Below are 21,891 nucleotides of genomic sequence, written 5' to 3'. Positions count from 1 at the left end.
GCGCGATATTATTCCTGTGATGGCTGCTGCGCCGCCGATGCAGGCATCAGTATCCTGAGCAGGTCTTTATTGGCCTTGACGGTAAATGGCGCCTGCAATCTATGAACCTCGCCGTCCATGGCGACCTCGATGCTGCGCCCTCCTTTTTTCTTATCAATATCGAGCGATTCGAACGGAAAACTGATGATCTGCCGATCCTGATCCAGCTGCCGAAAAATCAGCTTTAAGGCCAGCAGCAGCATACGCTTGCGGCTGGACGGCTTGAGCACAATACCGTAAAGATAGCCGTCGCCCATTTGCTCGTCATACTCCACACCGGCCTGCTGGGCCTGAAGATTGTTATTACAGGCCATAAAGCTGACGGTCTTCACCAATTGCCGGCCGTCTCCCTTATTAAATTGCAAAATATAGGAACGACCGTATTTCATTATGCTGGAAAATGCCGCGAAAATTGCAATGCCACGACGCCGGCCAAACTGGTTCTTCCATTGCTCCCTGTCAGCCAGCAACTGGGAGTACAGGCCCAGCGTTGCATTCACAATGAAATGCATCCCGCCGATCTCCCCGGTCTGTACCGCCTGGATCCGGCCCGTGAGCAAATCGCGCAATGCCGTGTCCGTGTCCAGCGACAGGCCGTGATCCCGTGCAAACATATTGAATGTACCAAAGGGAATGATCGCCATCGGAAACTGTTCGGCAATGGCATGATTGGCCATGGCGCTGATCGTGCCGTCACCGCCGGCCACCACCAGTATTGCATCATGCTTTTTTACCAGGCTGACCGCTTCTTTTTGCTTTTGCTCATGACTGTCTCGCGGGTAGACACAGACAATGTGGTGCTCGCGCCCCTGCATGGCTGCAGCAATTTTTTCCAGAAACACTTCCGTGTCCTGGTTGCCGGAGCTGGCATTGGTAAAGAAAACAAAAGCACGTCCCGATACATCGGCCGATGTTGACTCAGCCGGGGCAGCGTCCGCTTGGACCCCGTCATTATCAACAGGAACCTGCGATGCACTATTGGGAACAGTCATTATCATTCCTTTTACGGCGTCAGGACCGCCCGACCGATCACTTTGCCTGCGTGCAGCGCCATCAGGGTCTGGTCTGCCTGCGCCAAGGGATGCCGGGTGACGGGAATAGGACGGATCCCGCCCTGTCTGACCAGTGCCATCAGTTCCTGCAACTCGGCCAGATTACCCACATAGGCCCCCTGTACCGTCGCCGCCTTCAAGGGAAACAAAGCCAGCGGCCACTCACTCTGTCCGCCGAACAAACCGATAATGACCAGCTTGCCACCCTTGGCCAGCAGGTTGAACGCCTGCGTTGCCGTGGACGGGGCCCCGACATAGTCGATCACCGACCAGATGGTACGCGTACCCGCCGCTGCCTGAATATCCTGGATCAGCGTGGGGCTGTTGCCATCGACAGCGGCCAATGCCCCAGCCTGCAGTGCTGCTTCTCGTTTGGCCGGGTCCAGATCGACGACGACCGCCCCCTTGCCGCCCATGGCGTGCAGCCATTGCAGACACATCAGGCCCAGGCCGCCGGCCCCAAAGATGATCACGGGCTCATTTTGCAGAACTGCCGGATCAAATTTGCGCAGCGCAGAATAGGTGGTCAGGCCAGAGCAGGCGTAAGGCGCTGCCTGTACCGGGTCCATATCACCAATATCCACCAGATACCTGGGATGCGGCACGACGATCTGCGTAGCGTAGCCGCCATCACGATGAATACCCAGGCAGGCCGGTGCCGCGCACAGGTTCTCATCGCCGCGCTGGCAAACGACGCAGCTGCCGCAGCCAATCCAGGGATAGATCAGGTAATTTTTCCCGGTATCCAGTTGCCCCGCGTCCGGCCCCACTGCCCGCACTGTTCCTACGGTCTCGTGCCCCGGCGTCAGCGGCAGACTGACGCCGCGATCCTTCAGTTCCAGGCGCTTTCCCTGGCCCAGATCGTAACCCCCCTCCCACAAGTGCAAGTCACTATGACAGACGCCGGCCGCCTTGACGTCCAGTACAACCTGGGTCCCTTGCGGGGTAAAGTCGTCTTTTTCCAGCATTTGCAAGGGGGATTTGAAACCGGTAATGCAATAACATTTCATATTTTTACCACTCCTATGTTCGCGCATGCCACGCGGGTCATGCCAGAGCTCCTTTGGAATAGATATTGTATATGAGGGTTTCGCAAATGCCACAAGCAGTTCGGATAATAATAGTCAAATTGCGATCTGAACCGCAGCAATATAGACATAAGTATTCGGTATTTCACATCAGAACGATGATCGCCTAGACTAGCGTTAATACTGCCGGTGGGTGACCCTGCCCGCTCATGATGGCTCGTGCCGGCAGGCAGGCAGAGCCAGATAACAGGGGAAATCGATGAAACCAGATCCGAAATGGTCTTTTGTATTAACCGTCCTGCTTTTTGCAGGGATGATGATCGGATTGTCGCTATCGGTCCTGAACGACTTCATGTCACAAGCGGCGCCACTGGCCGGGCGTGATATTTTCGTGATGACCATGCATGTTATCTGGCTGCTGCTGTGGTCCATTGCCACGGTATTCGCACTGAAGTACGCCCTGAGGCCGAATGACAAAGACAAACGGCATAAGGGCGCGCCTACTTCTGTTCGCCAACCCCGAAATCCAGCGACCTCTGAATATTGAATTCCTCACCGAGCGAAGGCTGTTCAGGCATATGCAACAGCCTGGCCTCAATCTGCAATGGCCCCTGGGGCACACAGCAGCAAGGCAGTATTTCGTCTTTCGCGATATAGGCCAGCGGCTCGGTCAGATAACATACTCTGCCCGCCAGCAGATGCGTCCTGCATGAGCCGCAATAGCCGGCGCGGCATTGGAACTCCACTTCGTGATTTGTGCGTTCCAGCCCTTCGAGCAGCGTTTCTCCCTCCAGCAATTCGAACCTGCTATCGGTCGTTACGACAGATGTCATAGTTCGAAATGCTGCAGATCGTCGGTATTCATTTGTGAATCAATTTGCCCGATCAGGTAAGAGCTGATTTCCACTTCCTGCGGCGCAACCTGGACATTATCTGAAGACAGCCAGGCGTTGATCCATGGGATTGGATTCTGTCGTACTCCCGGAAATGCAGCCGGCAGTCCAACTGCCTGCATGCGCAGGTTGGTAATATATTCGACGTACTGGCACAGGATGTCCTTGTTCAGCCCGATCATGGACCCTCCTTTGAACAGGTATTCGGCCCATTCTTTTTCCTGTAGAGCTGCCTGCTTGAACACATCAAAGCACTGTTCGCGGGTTTCATTGGCGATCTCAGCCATTTCAGCATCATCTTCGCCGCTGCGCAAAATATTGAGCATATGCTGCGTGCCCGTCAGGTGCAGGGCTTCGTCACGGGCAATCAATTTGATAATCTTGGCGTTGCCTTCCATCAGCTCACGCTCTGCAAAGGCAAAGGAGCACGCGAAACTGACATAAAAGCGAATAGCCTCAAGCACATTGACGACCATCAGGCACAAATACAGCTTTTTCTTGAGTTCGCGCAGGGATACGAGCACTTCCTTGCCGGCGAGCATGTGCGTGCCTTCGCCAAACTGGTTATACAACTGTGTATACGAGATTACGTCATCGTAATAGAAGGCGATATCGCGCGCACGTTTCAGAATATATTCATTAGCGACGATATCGTCAAACACCACTGATGGATTGTTCACGATATTGCGGATGATATGTGTGTACGAGCGCGAATGGATCGTCTCGGAAAACGACCAGGTCTCGATCCAGGTTTCCAGTTCAGGGATGGACACCAGCGGCAGCAGCGCCACATTCGGGCTGCGGCCCTGGATCGAATCGAGCAGTGTCTGATATTTCAGATTGCTGATAAAAATATGCTTTTCGTGTTCCGGCAGCGTCTGATAGTCGATTCTGTCCTGAGACACATCCACCTCTTCGGGACGCCAGAAAAAAGACAGTTGCTTTTCAATAAGTTTTTCAAAAATTTCGTATTTCTGCTGATCATAACGTGCGACATTGACCGACTGACCAAAGAACATGGGTTCTTTCATCTGGTCGTTCGGAGTCTGACAAAAGGTACTGTATGCCATTATTTTCTCTTACTCGATTACTGCCTGATCAGATCTTGCACGCGCCGCTTTCGCAGTCATCCTGTGCCTGATCTTCTTGTTTGTCTTCCGCACCGTCACGGGTGTTCTGGTAATACAGTGTTTTGACACCGAACTTGTACGCCGTGAGCAGATCCTTGATCATCTGGTTCATGGGCACACGACCACCGTCAAAACGGGCTGGATCGTAATTCGTATTGGCCGAAATAGACTGATCCACAAATTTCTGCATGATGCCTACAATTTGCAGATAGCCATCATTGTTTGGCATGCTCCACAGCAATTCGTACTTGTCCTTAAGGCGTTCGTACTCGGGCACCACCTGTTTCAGAATCCCGTCTTTGGAAGCCTTCACGGTCACAAGGCCGCGCGGCGGTTCAATACCGTTGGTGGCGTTGGATATCTGCGAAGAGGTTTCCGAAGGCATCAGTGCCGTCAAGGTCGAATTACGCAGACCATGGGTGGTAATGTCCTTGCGTAGCGATTCCCAATCCAGATGCAGCGGCTCGTTGCAAATGCCGTCAAGATCCTTCTTATAGGTATCGATTGGCAAAATACCCTTGGAATAGGTCGTTTCATCAAAGGCCGTGCACGGGCCGAACTCTTTGGACAGCCCGACCGAGGCCTTGAGCAGATAATACTGGATCGCCTCGAAGGTGCGGTGCGTCAGGGCATTACCGCTGCCATCGGAATATTTGGCATCGTTCTTGGCCAGGTAATAAGCGTAATTAATGACGCCGATACCCAGTGTACGCCGCTTCATGGAGCCAATATACGCGGCCTTTATCGGATAGTCCTGATAATCAAGCAAGGCATCGAGCGCGCGCACGGCCAGATCGGCCAGGCCTTCGAGCTCATCCAGCGATTCAATGGCGCCCAAATTGAACGCAGACAGCGTGCACAATGCAATTTCACCGTTCTCGTCATTGATATCTTCCAGCGGCTTGGTCGGCAGCGCGATTTCCAGACACAGATTACTCTGGCGCACGGGCGCCACGGCCGGATCAAACGGGCTGTGGGTATTGCAGTGATCCACGTTCTGAATGTATATGCGGCCGGTGCCGGCGCGTTCCTGCATCATCAATGAAAACAGCTCTGTTGCCTTGACCGTACGCTTGCGAATGGTCGTGTCTTGCTCGTATTTGGCATACAGTTGCTCAAAGCGGTTCTGATCTTCAAAAAACGCATCGTACAGGCCCGGTACATCCGATGGAGAAAACAGCGTGATATCGCCGTTTCTGATCAGGCGTTGATACAGCAGCCGGTTGATCTGCACGCCATAGTCCATATGACGGACGCGATTTTCCTCGACGCCCCGATTGTTCTTGAGCACCAGCAGCGATTCAATTTCCAGATGCCACATGGGATAGAACAATGTGGCCGCACCACCGCGCACGCCACCCTGCGAGCAGCATTTGACGGCTGTCTGAAAGTGCTTGTAAAAAGGAATACACCCAGTATGCTGCGCCTCGCCACCGCGAATGGCACTGCCAACGGCACGAATGCGACCGGCGTTGATGCCGATGCCGGCGCGTTGCGATACGTAGCGCACGATAGCGCTGGTCGTGGCATTAATGGAATCCAGGCTATCGCCACACTCGATCAGCACGCATGAGCTGAACTGACGCGTAGGTGTGCGTACACCCGACATGATGGGTGTGGGCAAGGAAATTTTGAAAAGCGACGTCGCATCATAGAACCCCTTGATGTACGACAGGCGCGTGTCTTTCGGATACTTCGAGAACAGGCATGCGGCCACCAGAATATACAGAAACTGGGGGCTTTCATAGATTTCGTGATTGACACGATTTTGCACCAGGTACTTGCCTTCAAGCTGCTTGACCGCACCATAGGAAAAGCGCATATCACGGCTGTGATCGATATAGCTGTTCAGCTCGTCGAACTCTTCCCGTGTGTAGTCCTGCAGAATATGTTCGTCGTATTTGCCCATTTCGGTGAGCCGGCTGACATGATCGTAGAGCGATGGCGGATCGAACTGCTGGAAGGCTTTCTTGCGCAAATGAAAGATGGCAAGGCGCGCCGCCAGGTACTGGTAATCGGGCGTAGCCTGTGAAATCAGGTCCGCCGCTGCCTTGATGATGGTTTCATGGATGTCTTCAGTCTTGATACCGTCGTAGAACTGAATATGAGACTTGAGCTCAACTTGAGACACCGAAACATGATCCAGACCTTCTGCCGCCCACGCAATGACGCGGTGAATTTTGTCCAGATCGATAGGTTCTTTTCTGCCGTCACGTTTGGTGACCAAGAGTGTGCTGTTCATTGCGTATGCATATCCATGATGGTTGATGGAACGGCTTGGAGCCGGACCGACTATAATCTATATATAGTGTTTTATTTTAGGTTTAACACAATATATAGTATTGATCAGGATATTTCAAGTAATTTCGGCTTCGTGCAAATCCTTGAAAAACAACACAATGCATTGATTAATATAGCTATTTTATCTGTTATAAAAAAATGTAACGATGTTGATTATACGCAATTGATGTGCATATTTTTCAGGCACGGCATACTCCCTCTTCATGCCCCCCTTCTTGCCCGGCCATTGGGCGATTGCTGTGCCGCTAGTCAATAAAAGCAAAGGCCTGATGCAAGACGTCCGGGTTCTGTGTTGCCAGTTGCACCGGGTCGGACAGATGGCGTCGCCATTGGCGCGCGCCTTTGCGTCCGTTGAACAGGCCAAGCATGGGCTTGACAATGACGCGCAGCGGAACACCCTGCGCCACCTCAGATTGGGCATAGCTGGCCATTTGCTGCACAATCGTGGCGTCATCGGCAACCAGCGTGTCAGGCCACAACTGTCGACTGATGTCACGCAGCAAATAGGGTTCGTGCCAGGCTGCTCGCCCGACCATCGCACCGTCGAATGCGTCGACCGCCGAACTGATCAGGTCAGGCGTGTTCAGGCCGCCGTTGAGCACAAACAGCGCATCCGGAAAATCCCGCTTGAGCCAGGTCACAACGTCGTAGCGCAGTGGCGGAATCTGGCGATTGTCTTTAGGAGACAGCCCCTTGAGCACCGCATTGCGCGCATGCGCGATAAATACCCGGCACCCGACCTCATACAGTTGCCCGACAAAATCACGCACGAAATCATAGGATTGATCGTAGTCCAGTCCGAGCCGATGCTTGACTGTCACGGGCAGGCTGACCACGTCCTGCATCGCCTTGACGCAATCGGCCACCAGGGCCGGCTCGGCCATCAGGCAGGCGCCGAACGCTCCCTTTTGCACCCGCTCTGAAGGGCAGCCGCAGTTGAGGTTGATTTCATCATACCCCCAACTTTGCCCGAGCCGGGCGCAATGGGCCAGCGCCGCCGGCTCGCTGCCGCCCAGTTGCAAAGCAACCGGATGTTCCTGAGCGCTGAAATGCAAATGTCTTGGTACATCGCCGAACACCAGGGCGCCGGTGGTGATCATCTCGGTATATAGCAACGCATTGGGCGCCAGCAGACGGTGAAAATAGCGGCAATGCCTGTCTGTGACGTCAATCATCGGCGCCACACTGAACCGCCAGGGACGCAGACCCGCTCCATCCGTATAGTCAAACACAGTGCCGCCTGCCGGGTCCCTCCCGGCAACGGCACGGGCATCGGTGCTGCCGCTGCGGGTATCCAGGTCCGCTGCTGCGACCCGCTCTGTCTTCTCTGAATGTGTCATTATCATTTGTCGCCGGAAATGCGAAAATCGATGTGAGGTGGCTGATGCCGCTCACCAAGTGCGCGCTGCTCCTCCAGTTGCTCGAGAATTGCGGATTTGCGCACCACCCCCAGTAGTATCGGTTCATCTTTTGACAACAGCATCGGCAAACGTTCGCCCGTAAAAGTCAGAAACAGTTCCAGCCCCTCGCCCAGCGTCATATCGGGATGCAGAACCGGAATGAAATGAGGCTGCACCATGAGTTCTGATAGGGGCGTGGTCATGGGCGACTGCGACAGCAGCCAGCGCGTCACCTCCTGATTGGACAGCAAGCCCAGGTAGTGATCATTCTCATCCACCACATAAATATGCCGCACGGGATGATCCTGAAACATGGCCACTGCCTGCTCCAGCGTCTGATCCTGGCGCAGCACCGTTTGTGCGTCGGTCACCAGCCCTTTGAGCGTCATGCTGCTTATCTGCCGCCTGAGCCGTGCTGCCTGCTCCCGCGACAGAGTCACGCCATACATGGCTGGGGTGCCAAACAGACTGCTGACCACATTTGCAATGACGCAGGCGAACATGAGCGGCAGCACCAGATCAATCCGATGAGTCATTTCAAATATCATCAGGATCGCCATCAGGGGCGCGTGCGTGCCGGCTGCCAGAAATGCGCCCATGCCAATCAATATATATAGTGCCGGCTGGGCCGCCTGCTCAGGCATCACGAATGAAATGACCTGGTAAAACAGCATACCCACGCTGGCTCCCACCATCAGCATCGGAGTAAATACGCCGCCGGTCGCGCCCGAGCCCACTGTCGCGCCCGTGGCCAGCACCTTGTAGGCCAGCATCAGCAATACCGCCGGCATGGTCCAGGACAGCGTCAGCATATCTTCAATCGGCCCGTAGCCGTTGCCCGACGCAGCAGGCTGCAGGATCAGAATGCCGCCCAGCAGCGCTCCGCCCAGCGCCAGACTGAATGGCAGCGGCAATCTGGTTTTACGAAACAGCTGGCGGACAGCGTCCAGAAAACGCAGGAAAAGCGGCGCCAGCAATCCCGCAACAATCGCCAGTGCACACAGCAGCAGCAGGCTCGCATCGATCGACAGCGACATGGGATTCACATCATAAGTGACGCGATAATATCCGGTCAGTTGCATGGTAATATTGGCAACCCCTGCCGAGATAATGAGCGGGCCCAGCGTCGTGATCGACAGGGTTCCCAATACGATTTCTGCTACAAATAACGCCGCGGCAAGCGGCGCATTGTAGGCGGCCGACACGCCTGCCGCGGCCCCGCAAGCGACCAGCAGTCGGATATCATTGGCATTGAAGGCCAGAAAGCGGCCGATGGCCGATGCGACCATGGCGCCCAGGTGCACCATGGCCCCTTCGCGGCCGATGGAGCCGCCGCTGACCACGGTAGACAATGACGATAACACTCGCAGCGCACCCTGCCGCAGGGAAAGCCGCCCATCTGACAGGGCCACCGCCTCCATGTAGTCTGCGTTCATATCCTTGCGCACTTTTGACGACAGCCACAGTAAAGTGCCCGCAATCAGTCCGCCCCCGACAGGAAACAGGATACGCTCGGTATTGCTCCAGCGACTGACCACGGTCTCGATCTCGCCCGGCACCGAACCAGTCAGCAATTGCCCCCAGTGTATGGCCATGTGAAACAGGATGGTCATGCCGGCGGCAGCCACGCCCACCACAATGGCCCAGACAAAGAACGCCGGACGGTTTGTAAGCCAGGCAAACTGAGTCAGTTTGTTGCGTGCCTCAAAAGGAGAAAACATGGCCATTTATTAGTCTCGGAGAAATAACGGGCGGCGCGAGAGAGATCCCGGCAAACTGCAAAAAGTGCTCCATTGTAGCAAAACTCGATTGTGATTCTTTTGCACACGGACCGCCCCACGCGCTTATCGTGCTCAACCTGCACTAAAATGATCGGCATTCAATGATTTTGTGTAGCGTATTTTCTCATGGCCGTCTTTACCCCCATCACCAACCAGGAAGCCACTGAATTTCTGGGTTACTATGCGCTTGGAGAATTCGTCTCCCTTCGCGGCATTACCGCTGGTATTGAAAACACCAACTTCTTTCTGAACACGACCCAGGGAGAATATGTACTGACGGTGTTCGAGGTGCTCAATCATGAGCAGTTGAATTTCTACATCGAACTGATGCATACGCTCGCCAGCAAAAACGTTAAGGTGCCCATGCCCCAGACCCAGCGCGATGGAAAGCGCATCGGCACCCTGAAGGGTAAACCGGCAGCGATCGTTGATCGCCTGCCCGGCGGGTACGAATCCGACCCTGGCGTACAGCACTGTATTATCGCCGCCCGTACGCAGGCACAGGCGCATCTGGCCGCCAAAGATTTCACCCTGTACCAGCCCAATCTGCGTGGCCTGCCCTGGTGGGAAGAAACCTATCCGGCCATCCGGCCGTTTCTGACTGAATCCCAAAACGCGCTGTTTGTCTCGTGCCTGGATGAGCAGCGCCAGGTCCAGTCGGGAAACGATTGGAAGCGTATGCCGGCCGGTGCCTGCCATTGTGATCTGTTCCGCGATAACGTACTGTTCGATGGCACATATGATGATCCGCGAATGGGCGGCATCATCGATTTTTATTTTGCCGGACACGATGCCTGGCTGTTCGATGTCGCGATCGCGGTAAACGACTGGTGCATTGAACGCAGCACCGGCGCACTGACCCCCTGGCTGGTTCAGGCCTGGCTTGATGCCTACTCGCAAGAACGCCCGTTCACGGAAACCGAAAAGGCAATGTGGCCGGTTGCCCTGCGCGCCGCTGCCCTGCGTTTTTGGACATCTCGCCTGAATGATTATTTCCGTCCGCGCCCTGCCCAGACACTCAAGCCGCACGATCCGACGCATTTTGAGCGTATCCTGACGCTCCGTGTTCAACAACCGCCTCCGCCACTACCGTGACCACCATGATTGCTGCAAAACTTCCCGCCTCATCCGGCTGGCAATGGCTAAAAGATGCCTTCCAGATCTTTCGCAAGCAACCTTTTGCATTGCTCGCGCTGCTGTTTGTCATCAATATGATCAGCCAGATCCTGATGCAAATCCCGGTACTCGGTGTTGGGCTGTTCATTATTACCATGCCCATCGCCAGCCTGATTGTCGTCAGTGCCTGCCGAGACATCCAGAGCAAGCCGACAGGATTCAATCATCTTGATCCCAAAAGCTGGGTAGCCAGCCTGCAAAAAACCAAGGTCATTTCCCGCCTGGCATTTTCCGGTTTCATTTACGCCGCCCTCTTGCTGCTGCTTAGCGTCGTGCTGCTATACCCATTGCTGGATGAGCAGACCATCGCCCAGATCAGCAGCATCGTCTATGGCGTCCAGGACAGCGCCCAAGCTACCGCCGACACCCTGCCAGACGGCAGTTCGCTCGTCTTGCTGTTGGGCTGGGCGATCTTGCTGTTTGTCGTGACCCTCATGTTCTGGCACGTGCCTCAACTGATCGGCTGGGAAGATCTCACTATCGGCAAGGCCATTTTCTATTCTTTTGTCGCGTCCTGGCGCAACAAATCGGCGTTTCTGATGTATTTTCTAAGCTGGTTCCTGTTATTTGTCTTGCTGCAATTTATCGTCATACCCCTGTTGGTATTGCTGGGGCTGCCCGCCCTGCTGATTGCATTTGTAATGCAAGTGGTGCTAATGATCATGGTTGCGACCATTTACTGCGGGTTCTATTCCAGTTACGCCGCCATTTTCGGCACGGAAAGACCCACGGTGATGTAACAGGTCCGACGGGCATGCCAATGCGGCAGGCATGCTCTTGACGGACCTGATTGTTGCACCTATTACTGTCCCCAATGGTCAAAAGACGACAAAATAAATATAATCAGCAGGAATTTCACGTCGCTCTCAGTGGGCTTGCTGTCATTCAGACACCCGTCCTGTATCGCATGACCGCCTTGCCTGCGCCCCCGGGGCGCTGCGGGCTGCCACTGTCGGCAAGGCTTTATTAAAGGAAAATACATGTTCAGACCCATCGCTCTTGCCGCACTTGCCGTAAGTTCCCTGACTGCCTGCCAGAATATGGATGTGGCTGGCATGGTCGGCGCCGCTTCCTCCCTGTTTCAAGCGGCCACGGTTTCCGACGAACAAATTCAGGAACTGGCTGTCAGTTCCCAGCAACAACTCGATTCGCAGAACAGGATTGCCTCTGCAAACAGCAAATATGCCACCCGGCTTGCCAGAGTGACGCGTAATCTGACCAGCTATCAGGGCACGCCGTTGCAGTTCAAGGCCTATCTCAATCCCGAAGTCAATGCCTTTGCGCTGCCCAATGGCAGTATCCGCGTCTACGCCGGCCTGATGGACAAGATGACCGACAACGAACTGCTGTTTGTTCTGGGTCATGAGGTCGGGCACGTCATCGAAGGGCACTCCAAGGCCCAGGCACGGTCAAGCATGCTCACCCTGGCTGCGCAGCAGGCGGGCGCGGCCAGCGGCGTACCCATTCTGTCCACGCTTTCGGGTAGCCAGCTGGGCGCTCTTGCCAACGGTCTGGTCAATGCCCAGTATTCCCAATCGCATGAATACGCCGCAGATGCTTTCGGCCTGAAAGTGCTCAAGGAACAGGGGCATGACAAATCAGCTGCGGTGTCCGCCCTGCGCAAGCTCGAATCCCTGTCCCAAGGCAGCGCCAGCGTATTTTCCAGCCACCCCGATTCGGGCAGCCGGGCCGATCGCATCGAAGCAATGTAATCTGCGCCAGCGGGCGGGGCCGGTTCAGCAGTTCCTTCCCGTTCAGTCCTGCAGGTTCAACCCTCCGGGTCCGGTCTCTGTGATGCATCCCCTGCTGACGATACGCGCTTGAATGCCGTTTTTTGCTGCATCAGCGCGCATGCCTGAGCAATGAGCGCGGCGTTGGGTGAATACACCAACCGCTTGTTGGTAAATAGCAGCACTTCCCCAAAATTGACTGTTTTTTCCAGTGGCAAAATGCGTAACATGCTCTGCCGTTCAAAATATCGGGCAATCCCCTGCGGCATGGCTGCCACCAGATTTTCGCGCCCCAGCATGATTACGTTTGTCATTGTCGTGCTGGAGCGGATGGCAATGGTCGGGCTCGCCAGTCCGAACGAGTCGCACAGTTCGATCAGCTTTGCATTCGCATAGGTGCCCGCTTGCGGAAAAATCCAGGTACAGTCGTGCAGCTGTGCTGCGTCCAGTTTGAGCGTCTGCGCCAGGGGATGTTGCAATCCGCAAACCAGAACCATAGGTTCGTAATCCAGAATGATCCGATCAAAACCACTCAGATCGATCAGTTCCGTTCGGCGTCCTATTACTATATCAAGACGGCCGACACTAAGTTTTTCCAGCATGGGCTCAATAATGCCATCTTCAATGCTCACCTGCAAATCCGGCACCTGCGCAAGCAATGCGCTGAGCAAATCCGGTACGACCGACAATGTGGCCGACGGTAGTGCACCAATGGCAAGCGTGCGCTGCCCCTGATACTGGACCTGACTGAGTTCGGACTGTATACGCCGCGTCGCGTGCAGGACCTGACGGGCATATTCGATCATCAGACCACCGTAGGCGGTTGGCACTGTTCCCATTGCACTTCGTTCAAACAGTGCACAACCCACCTCCTGCTCGAGCTGGGACAAAACCTTGGACGCTGCCGGCTGGGTCATGTGCAACTGCACCGACGCCTTGTGCAGATTCTGCGTCTCGGCCAATGCAACAAGCAGATCAGCCTGGCGTTTTTTCAGGTGAAACATGGGGTTATGCCAAATTGGTTATACGGTGAGTCGATAAATGAATTTTACAGAGTAAAGGTAACTGTGGAACACTTGAGCGCATAATCATATCAGGAGACAATTTCATGCGTCCTTTCCTCAAGCGCGTTCTGACGTCGCTGCTGGCTTGCTGTATCGCCCCGGCAGCCATGGCAGCCACTGCATTACCACAACAGATTACCGTTATTGTTCCCTACGCGCCCGGTGGCGCCGTTGATGCGCTGACCCGGATTCTGGCCAAGCAGCTGGCCGCCGACGAAGGCATCAATCTTGTCGTCGAAAACAAGCCTGGCGCCGGCGGCTCGATTGCAGCCCAGCAGGCGATGCGCAGCAAGCCGGACGGACGCACGCTGCTAATGGGCACCTCCAATACTCATGGTATCAACAGCGTTGTCATACCAGATTTGAAATATGATCCCATCAAGGACTTTACAGCGGTCACCGATGTTGCCGAGAATATTGTCATTCTGGCTGCCAATAAGGACTTTCCAGCCAATACGCTGACCGAGGCCGTCGACCTTATCGGTCGGTCACCTGGTAAATACAGTTTTGGATCGCCCGGCGTCGGCAGCGTGCACGCACTGGCGATGGAAAAGTTTGCGCAAAAATTGGGGCTCAATATCACACATATCGCCTATAAGGGCGCCGGCCCCGCCATGATAGACACCGTCGCCGGAAATATTCCACTTGTGATGGCGGGCGTGGTGCCGGCCAAACCGTTTCTCTCTGACAAACGAATCAAAATCCTGGGTATCGCCAACCCCAGAGACGATATGTTCAGTGGGGTAGCTGAAGTGGCCCAGATGCAATATTTTTCTGATATTCAGAAAGATACCTCGGTGCAGTCATGGATTGGACTTTTCGCACCGGCCGGTCTTGCCCCCGATCTGGCCGACAGCCTACATGCGGCATTCGAAAAAGCAATCAAATCCAGCGCCTTTGCCAAAGAACTCACGCCACTGGGAATGGTTCCCAATATCTCCAGCCGCCATGCGTTTGCCGATAAAGTCAGCGCCAACGTGCAGCATTGGCAAAAGGCTGCTTCATCAAACAAACCGGCCAAACAATAAGGCAAGACCAGCTATGACCAGACCAGTCAACTTTCTTATGTTCATTACAGACCAGCTGCGGGCCGATCATCTGGGCTGCTATGGCAATCGCGTGGTGCAGACGCCAAACATCGATGCCATTTCAAAAAAAGGTTTCCGGCTCGACAATATGCATGTGGCCACCCCCATCTGTATGCCGAACCGCGCCAGCATGATGACCGGTCGTTATCCGTCGGTGCATGGAGCACGCCACAACGGCATACCGCTATCGCTCAAAGCGCGCACCTTCGTGGAAGCGCTGCGTCTTTCCGGTTATCACACCGCACAGGTAGGAAAAATACATTTGCAGAATATGACTGCATTGGCACCACTCTGGCCACAGGATCCGGCAGACCGGCTGTGTGACGAAGCCTTTGAAGCTGATGATGGCAACTATGAGCAGGAAAAGCGCGGCAGGTGGCTCGACAGCGATCATTACGATCTTGATTATCCGTATTATGGGTTCGAGCAAGTCTATCTGGTGGATGATCATGCCGACATCGTACATGGACACTACCGCTACTGGCTGCGTCGTGAAGTGCCCGGCGCAGAGTCACTGATCGGGCCCGACAATGCCATACCCGCCCCGGACTACAAATTAACGCAAATCGGTCAGGCATGGCGTACTCGTCTGACCGAAGAGCAGTATCCTTCGGCCTATATCGCCGACCGCAGCATTGACCTGCTCAACGACTACGCCGGCAGCGAACAGCCTTTTTTTCTTCAAGTGTCATTTCCGGATCCGCATCATCCCTTTACTCCGCCCGGTAAATATTGGGATATGTATAAACCCGAGGACATGACCCTGCCCGCTTCGTTCTACAGCGATCATGAACCGCCGCAACATGTCCAATGGCTTTATCAACGTCGTGATTCCGGTGCGGCGACAAAAAAAGGCACTGCCGTATTTGCCTGCGACGAGCGCGAAGCAAAGGAAGCGTTGGCGTTGAACTATGGTTCCATCAGCAATATCGATGCGCAAATCGGTCGGGTAATGGCCGAACTGGAACGCCTCGGACTGCAGGACAATACAATTGTCATTTTCACCAGCGATCACGGAGACTTTCTGGGTGATCACCAGCTTATGCTGAAGGGCCCGATTCATTACCGCGGCCTAACCCGCGTTCCCTTCATCTGGTTCGACCCCCACATGTCTGCCGCCGCCGACAAAACGTCCAGCGCACTTACCAGCACCATCGATATTGCACCGACCATCCTGACGCGAGCCCGTGCGCCTGTGTTCAATGGCATTCAGGGCCAGGACATGCAACAGTTGATGGACGGCAGCAGCAAAGACCTGCGCGATTCGCTACTGATCGAAGAGGAAGGTCAGCGTGTCATTCTGAGTATTGACACGCGCGTGCGCTGCCGAACACTATTGACGCAACGCTATCGCATGACCATTTACGACGCGGCCTCCTGGGGCGAACTCTATGATCTGCAGAACGACCCCGACGAGATGGTTAACCTTTGGGATACGCCTGCTGCGTCGAACATTCGGGCCATGATGATGGAAAAACTGGCTTACACCAATCTGGAACTGGTTGAGACAAGCCCTTATCCAAGCGCATTGGCCTGATTCAGATCACTGACCAACCATGCCGACGCGGTGGCGTCGGCCAACTCTCGCTGTATGGCCCTCCTATGGCTGTATGGCCAAATCGATTCCAGGACGATGCGCATAGCAACCAAGAGCGATACCATCTTACCTGGAACAGGAGACGACCATGTCAATTGTAATTTCCATTGCTAAACGCGCACTGGCCGCCGGCCTGGCGATTGCCTTTGCCGGCACGGCGCAGGCAGCCTACCCAGACAAGCCGATCACCATCATTGTGAACTATCCTCCGGGCGGTGCGCTTGATCTGGCTACCCGCGCCGTGAGCGCAAATCTTTCCACCCAGTTCGACCAACCGATAGTGATTGAGAACAAGCCCGGTGCCTCCGGACTGATCGGTGCAGAAAATGCAGCCCGCCAGAAACCGGATGGTTATACATTTCTTGCAACCATCGATTCCCTGGTCACCGTCAATCCGCTAATATTTGGCCAGAAACGCTTCAATCCGGAGACCACGCTGGATGTAATCAGTCTGCTGGGCACATTCGAGCAGGTCCTGCTGGTTCCAAAAACATCGGAAATCAAGGATCTATCCTCCTTGATTGCGGCATCCAAAGCCAAAGCGCTGAACTATTCATCGGCCGGTGCCGGCACACCAGGGCACCTGGCCATGGAAAGCCTGCGACTGGCGCTGGGCATTAACATGACGAACATTCCGTTCAAAGGCAATGCGCCGGCATTGAACGCCCTGCTTGGCAAACAGGTGGATACAGGTTTTCTGGCCCTGGGTGGCTCCACCTTGCAGCATATCAAGGCGGGAAAACTGATCCCACTGGCCGTTGCGGGACAATCAAGGGAACCTGCGCTACCGGACACACCCACCCTATCGGAAAGCGGTATTGAAGCCCTGAAAGATTTTGACATGCAGTTTTCCTTCTTGCTGATGGCGCCAAAAGGATTGGACAAAACGATTACCGAAAAGTGGAACGCCGCAGTCGCACAAGCGATGCAATCGGCGCAGATCAAAACCCAATTTGACAACTTGAATGTTCACAGGGTAAACGGCTCAATGCAAGAAGCGGAGCAATGGATGGCGAAATACGGCAGCCGCATCCACGATACCATCAGGAAAGCCAATATCAAGGTCGAATAAGCCGCAGGGGTGTCCTGCCCGGACAACTGGTGCGTTGTGCCATGCACGTTGGCGCCGTATTGATGTGGGTGTCAGTTTGGGGTGAATATCGGTTAGATGTGGGTAGCGGCTTGATGCGAGCATCAGCGACATGACTGTCAACAATTCGGACCACACCACTTCGGACTGCGACTTTTCAGACTGCTGGTCGTCAAATTGCGGCGCTTCAGATTACTACAGCGAAATGCATTTCACCCGTGGTATCGACCTGATAGAGGCCGGCATCACGGGTGAAATTTATGCCAAACGTGTTTCCTGCTGCACCCTGCAGGCAGATCAATAAATTGCATCTGCCCGCACGTATCGCAACAGGACTGGATCAGATTGCTTTTTCCAGCTCTGGTACGGCAGTGAACAGGTCAGCAACCAGGCCGTAGTCGGCAACGCCAAAAATCGGCGCTTCCGGATCTTTATTAACAGCCACAATGACTTTGGAATCTTTCATGCCGGCCAGATGCTGGATGGCACCTGAAATACCGATGGCCACGTACAACTGCGGCGCAACGATTTTACCGGTTTGACCGACTTGCCAATCGTTCGGCGCGAAGCCGGCGTCAACCGCAGCTCGCGAAGCACCCAATGCGGCGCCAAGCTTATCGGCCAGCGGTTCGAGCAGCTTGAAGTTTTCTGCACTGCCCATACCGCGACCGCCAGACACAACAACCGTTGCAGCCGTCAGTTCAGGACGATCATTCTTGGCCACTTCACGGCCCACGAATGAAGACAGACCAGAATCGGCAACTGCCTGCAGGGTTTTGACTTCGGCACTGCCGCCTTCGGCTGCAACACCATCAAAAGAGGTGACACGCACGGTGATGACTTTTTTCTCGTCGGAAGACTGGACGATGGCAACAGCATTCCCCGCATAAATGGGTCGCTCGAATGTGTCTGGCGAATCGACCGCAGTAATATCAGAGATCTGTGCTACATCCAGTTTCGCGGCAACGCGCGGCGCCACATTTTTACCGGATGCCGTCGCAGGAAAAACAATATGGCTGTAATCGCCGGCAACCGCCAAGACCTGCTCGGCCATGTTTTCAGCCAGGGAATCCTTCAGATGGTCGGCATCGGCCAGCAGCACGCTGGCAACACCGGCAACCTTGGCCGCCTGGGCCGCGACATCCTGTGCGCCGCTGCCGGCAACCAGAATATGAATATCGCCACCGATTTTCTGCGCAGCTGCTACCGCATTCAATGTTGCCGGTTTTAACTGCTTGTTATCATGTTCTGCAATAACTAGAGTTGTCATATTAAATCACCTTCGCTTCATTCTTGAGTTTGTCTACCAGCGCTGCCACATCATCCACTTTGATACCCGCCTTGCGTGAAGGTGGCTCGCTCACTTTCAGTGTTTTGATCCGTGGCGTCACATCGACACCCAGCTCTTCCGGTGTCAGCGTATCCAGCTGCTTTTTCTTCGCTTTCATGATGTTTGGCAGCGTAACGTAGCGCGGTTCGTTCAGACGAAGATCGGTTGTGATGATAGCGGGCAGTTTCACCGAAATGGTTTCAAGACCGCCATCTACTTCACGCGTCACTTTGGCGTTCTCGCCTTCGATTACGACCTTACTGGCGAACGTGGCTTGCGGCCAACCCAGCAGCGCAGCCAGCATCTGCCCGGTCTGGTTGGCGTCGTCGTCAATGGCCTGCTTGCCCAGAATGACCAGATTAACCTGCTCTTTCTCGGCAACTGCCTTGAGCAGCTTGGCCACGGCCAGAGGCTGCAATTCGACATCGGTCTGAACCAGCGCAGCGCGATCAGCACCAATGGCCATGGCTGTGCGCAGGGTTTCCTGGCACTGCGCCACACCGCAAGAGACCGCAATGACTTCTGTGGCCGTACCTGCTTCCTTGAGCCGTGTTGCTTCTTCAACAGCGATTTCATCAAACGGATTCATTGACATTTTCACGTTTGCAATATCAACGCCAGACTGATCTGACTTCACGCGCACTTTGACGTTGTAGTCAACAACACGCTTAACAGGCACCAATACCTTCATCCAACAATCTCCTTGATTTACGGGGCACTCGCCCCGGACTTATTACTGAACCCGATTATTTTACATGCTTGCTACGAGCAATTTGACTAATTCATTCAATCGCGTGAATTTTGCGTTTCCTGTTTTGCACAGCGCAACAAACCACCCCATATTGGCAATACAGAGCGGGTTTTCGGATCAATAACCGGTTTTTATCGCAAAAAAAGCATCAACCGGCAGCTCACAGACCGGCCAGCGTCCGGATATGGGCCTCTACACTTCGCCCCAGCGCCGATAGCGCGTAACCACCCTCGAGCATGCTGACGATGCGTCCATTACTGTGTTTATCGGCTATCGCCTTTACCTGGCTAGTGAGCCAGACGTAATCCTTTTCCACCAGGTCAAGCTGCCCCATATCGTCTTCGCGATGGGCGTCAAAGCCGGCCGAAATAAAAATCAGCTCGGGCCTGAATGCCTCCAGGGCCGGCAGCCAAAGACTCGCAACCAGCTCACGGATCTTTTCGGCTTTGGTATAGGCCGCCACGGGACTGTTGTGCATATTGGCAGCCGGATGATCCACGCCGCTGTTCGGAAACAGGGGGTACTGAAAGAAACTGCACATCATGACCGACTCATCATTGGCAAAGGCCGATTCGGTGCCATTGCCATGATGAACGTCGAAATCGACAATGGCGATGCGCTTGAGACCATATTGTTGCTGCGCATAGCGCACGCCGATCGCCACATTATTCAGAAAGCAGAACCCGCTGGCCCGCGCCGGCTCGGCATGATGCCCTGGCGGGCGGACGGCGCAAAAAGCATTGCGTGCGTGACCAGCCATGATCTGGTCAATGGCCTGCAGCCCGGCGCCTGCCGCATGTAATGCCGCCTGCCATGTATGGGGGTTCATGCAGGTTTCTTCGGTGTCGACGTTGAAATACCCTCGCTGCGGTGCATGCTCGCGCAGAAACCGCACATGTTCCTCGGTATGAACACGTAGCAGATCGGCTTCCTGTGCTTCGCGCGCCGGCACATGATTCAGAAAATCGGCCAGACCGCTGGCGACAAGCCGATCATTAATGGCGTCGAGCCGCGCTGGCGACTCGGGATGCCAGGGATGCATTTCGTGTCTGTGGCACGAAGAATGCGTTATGAATAGTGTCTCCACAATATTCGTCCTGCTTTCAAATTACTGATTTACTATTGATTGATCTTATTTTATCTGCATACAATCTACCATATTTTGCGGCGCAACGAGACGCGCGGCAATCCTGCGGCCCATACTCAATCTCTCTGTTTTTGCGGCAACTTGTGGCATGATGCTGCTAACTGCCATATCTCAATACAACTTCACGGGGTTCCTCTTGAAACGATCATTTGCACTGCTTGTTCCTGTATTGCTGCTGTCCCTTGCAGCCTGCTCCTCCACCAGCCAATCGGGCAGTAGTAACGGCTCGGCATCCTCAGCGGGCACCAGCGGACCCGCCGGCTGGGCGGCAGAAAACAGAAAACTGAGCGCGGACCGGAACACCTTTGTGGCCCAGGTATCAGAGCGGCATGGCATACCACGCTCGCATATCGAACAGCTGCTTGCCACGGCGACCGTGGATGATCGGGTCATTCGCCTGATGACGCCCAAGGGTTCAGGCGGACGCGTCACACGCGCCTGGCAAAGCTACCGCAGCCGTTTCGTCGAGCCGATTCGTCTGCGCAAGGGGACCGCGTTCTGGAACGCCAACCGGCAGACGCTGAACCGGGCCGAGAGAACGTACGGCGTGCCCGCAGCAATCATTGCCTCCATCATCGGCGTGGAAACGGTGTATGGCGAACAAACCGGATCGTTCCGCGTTCTGGATACCCTGTACACGCTAGGCTTTAACCATCCGGAACCGAACCGTCCGGAAAAAGGCCAGATGTTCCGCAACCAGTTGGCTGCCCTGCTGGATCTGGACTATCGGGACAAAGTGGACGCCAACAGCGCGACCGGATCATTTGCCGGCGCCATCGGCCTGCCGCAATTTATGCCGGTCAGTATCGAGCACTATGCGGTCGACGGCGATAATGACGGGCACATTGACCTGCGCTACAGTACGCAGGACGCCATTCTGTCCGTGGCCAACTATCTTGCCAAACATGGCTGGCGTGCCGATACGCCCGTTTTCGCGCCGGTCACATTACCAGCCGGGGCGGCATCGCTGGTTGACGGCGGGCTGGAGCCATCCATGAGCTGGAGCCAGTTGCAAAATCGCGGCGCGACACTGCGCGCCGGCAGCACAGGCGGCAACTGGCAGAACGGCAAGGAGATCGGTGTCATTGATCTGCGCGACGAAGTTCGCGGCCGCCATGAATATCGCACGGCCACACGCAACTTTTTCGCCATCACCAAATACAATCGCAGCTATTTTTATGCCGCCTCGGTGGCAGAGCTGGCTTATGGCCTGGCCAGCCGGCAGCGCAGCAGCGGTCATCAGGTCACCATGCCGTATTGATGATGCATCTGCCCGGACAAGGGCGGTACGCTT

At 54.9% G+C, this 21,891-nt stretch carries 20 protein-coding genes; 9 read left to right on the top strand and 11 right to left on the bottom strand.

Annotated elements, in window-relative coordinates:
- Positions 1-8: 8 nt before the first annotated feature.
- Positions 9-1,031: a diacylglycerol kinase family protein gene (locus INT32_RS12245; RefSeq protein WP_193089015.1), complete on the bottom strand. Its 1,023-nt coding sequence runs from the start codon at positions 1,029-1,031 to the stop codon at positions 9-11.
- A gap of 11 nt (positions 1,032-1,042) precedes the next feature.
- Positions 1,043-2,101, bottom strand: a complete 1,059-nt coding sequence (locus tag INT32_RS12240; RefSeq protein ID WP_193089014.1) for an alcohol dehydrogenase — start codon at positions 2,099-2,101, stop codon at positions 1,043-1,045.
- A gap of 277 nt (positions 2,102-2,378) precedes the next feature.
- Between INT32_RS12240 and INT32_RS12235 the strand changes: the two genes are divergently transcribed.
- Positions 2,379-2,666, top strand: a complete 288-nt coding sequence (locus INT32_RS12235) for a hypothetical protein (RefSeq protein WP_193089013.1) — start codon at positions 2,379-2,381, stop codon at positions 2,664-2,666.
- Here INT32_RS12235 and yfaE read toward each other — a convergent pair.
- From yfaE to INT32_RS12210, 5 genes are all read right to left on the bottom strand, one after another.
- Positions 2,620-2,952 (bottom strand): class I ribonucleotide reductase maintenance protein YfaE, encoded by a 333-nt coding sequence (gene yfaE / locus INT32_RS12230; protein ID WP_193089012.1) that lies wholly within the window; start codon positions 2,950-2,952, stop codon positions 2,620-2,622. The two genes, INT32_RS12235 and yfaE, sit on opposite strands and share 47 nt — an antisense overlap.
- A complete protein-coding gene (nrdB, locus tag INT32_RS12225; RefSeq protein WP_193089011.1) occupies positions 2,949-4,082 on the bottom strand; it encodes a class Ia ribonucleoside-diphosphate reductase subunit beta in 1,134 nt (377 codons plus the stop codon). Before nrdB ends, yfaE begins: the two co-directional genes overlap by 4 nt.
- Before the next feature lie 28 nt (positions 4,083-4,110).
- Positions 4,111-6,384: a class 1a ribonucleoside-diphosphate reductase subunit alpha gene (gene nrdA, locus INT32_RS12220; protein ID WP_193089010.1), complete on the bottom strand. Its 2,274-nt coding sequence runs from the start codon at positions 6,382-6,384 to the stop codon at positions 4,111-4,113.
- Positions 6,385-6,688: 304 nt separating this feature from the next.
- Entirely contained in the window at positions 6,689-7,783 is a 1,095-nt protein-coding gene (gene dusA, locus INT32_RS12215) for a tRNA dihydrouridine(20/20a) synthase DusA (RefSeq protein WP_193089009.1), read from the bottom strand.
- A gap of 2 nt (positions 7,784-7,785) precedes the next feature.
- The gene (locus INT32_RS12210) at positions 7,786-9,570 is read right to left on the bottom strand and encodes a ClcB-like voltage-gated chloride channel protein (protein WP_193089008.1); all 1,785 of its coding nucleotides are present in this window, start codon (positions 9,568-9,570) and stop codon (positions 7,786-7,788) included.
- A gap of 180 nt (positions 9,571-9,750) precedes the next feature.
- Here INT32_RS12210 and INT32_RS12205 point away from each other — a divergent pair, with 180 nt between their 5' ends.
- The 3 genes from INT32_RS12205 (at position 9,751) to INT32_RS12195 (ending at position 12,512) form a co-directional block, all read left to right on the top strand.
- Positions 9,751-10,719: a homoserine kinase gene (locus tag INT32_RS12205; RefSeq protein WP_193089007.1), complete on the top strand. Its 969-nt coding sequence runs from the start codon at positions 9,751-9,753 to the stop codon at positions 10,717-10,719.
- Positions 10,720-10,724: 5 nt separating this feature from the next.
- Positions 10,725-11,540, top strand: a complete 816-nt coding sequence (locus INT32_RS12200; protein WP_193089006.1) for a BPSS1780 family membrane protein — start codon at positions 10,725-10,727, stop codon at positions 11,538-11,540.
- 240 nt (positions 11,541-11,780) lie between these two features.
- On the top strand, positions 11,781-12,512 hold the full coding sequence (locus INT32_RS12195) for a M48 family metalloprotease (RefSeq protein WP_193089005.1): 732 nt from the start codon (positions 11,781-11,783) through the stop codon (positions 12,510-12,512).
- A gap of 56 nt (positions 12,513-12,568) precedes the next feature.
- Here the strand turns inward: INT32_RS12195 and INT32_RS12190 are convergent, their stop codons facing one another.
- Positions 12,569-13,534, bottom strand: coding sequence for a LysR family transcriptional regulator (locus INT32_RS12190; protein WP_193089004.1), 966 nt, complete (start codon positions 13,532-13,534; stop codon positions 12,569-12,571).
- 104 nt (positions 13,535-13,638) lie between these two features.
- Between INT32_RS12190 and INT32_RS12185 the strand changes: the two genes are divergently transcribed.
- The 4 genes from INT32_RS12185 to INT32_RS12170 all read left to right on the top strand — a co-directional run bounded on the left by INT32_RS12185 (position 13,639) and on the right by INT32_RS12170 (position 17,673).
- Positions 13,639-14,622: a tripartite tricarboxylate transporter substrate binding protein gene (locus INT32_RS12185; protein WP_193089003.1), complete on the top strand. Its 984-nt coding sequence runs from the start codon at positions 13,639-13,641 to the stop codon at positions 14,620-14,622.
- Between the two features lie 13 nt (positions 14,623-14,635).
- The gene (locus INT32_RS12180) at positions 14,636-16,219 is read left to right on the top strand and encodes a sulfatase (protein ID WP_193089002.1); all 1,584 of its coding nucleotides are present in this window, start codon (positions 14,636-14,638) and stop codon (positions 16,217-16,219) included.
- Between the two features lie 148 nt (positions 16,220-16,367).
- On the top strand, positions 16,368-17,351 hold the full coding sequence (locus INT32_RS12175; protein ID WP_193089001.1) for a tripartite tricarboxylate transporter substrate binding protein: 984 nt from the start codon (positions 16,368-16,370) through the stop codon (positions 17,349-17,351).
- A gap of 130 nt (positions 17,352-17,481) precedes the next feature.
- A complete protein-coding gene (locus INT32_RS12170) occupies positions 17,482-17,673 on the top strand; it encodes a hypothetical protein (RefSeq protein WP_193089000.1) in 192 nt (63 codons plus the stop codon).
- A 36-nt stretch (positions 17,674-17,709) separates the two neighbouring features.
- Here the strand turns inward: INT32_RS12170 and INT32_RS12165 are convergent, their stop codons facing one another.
- From INT32_RS12165 to INT32_RS12155, 3 genes are all read right to left on the bottom strand, one after another.
- Positions 17,710-18,639 carry an electron transfer flavoprotein subunit alpha/FixB family protein gene (locus INT32_RS12165; RefSeq protein WP_193088999.1) on the bottom strand — a complete coding sequence of 310 codons (930 nt, stop codon included), beginning with the start codon at positions 18,637-18,639 and terminating at the stop codon, positions 17,710-17,712.
- A 1-nt stretch (position 18,640) separates the two neighbouring features.
- On the bottom strand, positions 18,641-19,390 hold the full coding sequence (locus INT32_RS12160; protein ID WP_193088998.1) for an electron transfer flavoprotein subunit beta/FixA family protein: 750 nt from the start codon (positions 19,388-19,390) through the stop codon (positions 18,641-18,643).
- A 220-nt stretch (positions 19,391-19,610) separates the two neighbouring features.
- A complete protein-coding gene (locus INT32_RS12155) occupies positions 19,611-20,537 on the bottom strand; it encodes a histone deacetylase family protein (protein ID WP_193088997.1) in 927 nt (308 codons plus the stop codon).
- Between the two features lie 196 nt (positions 20,538-20,733).
- Here INT32_RS12155 and mltB point away from each other — a divergent pair, with 196 nt between their 5' ends.
- Positions 20,734-21,858, top strand: coding sequence for a lytic murein transglycosylase B (gene mltB, locus INT32_RS12150; protein ID WP_226816949.1), 1,125 nt, complete (start codon positions 20,734-20,736; stop codon positions 21,856-21,858).
- The last annotated feature ends 33 nt before the right edge of the window (positions 21,859-21,891 follow it).

Origin of the sequence: Advenella sp. FME57, assembly GCF_014897675.1 — a bacterium.
GTDB lineage: Bacteria > Pseudomonadota > Gammaproteobacteria > Burkholderiales > Burkholderiaceae_B > Advenella.
The sequence above is the reverse complement of the archived record's forward strand: the minus strand, read 5'-3'. Positions and strand labels throughout refer to the sequence as shown.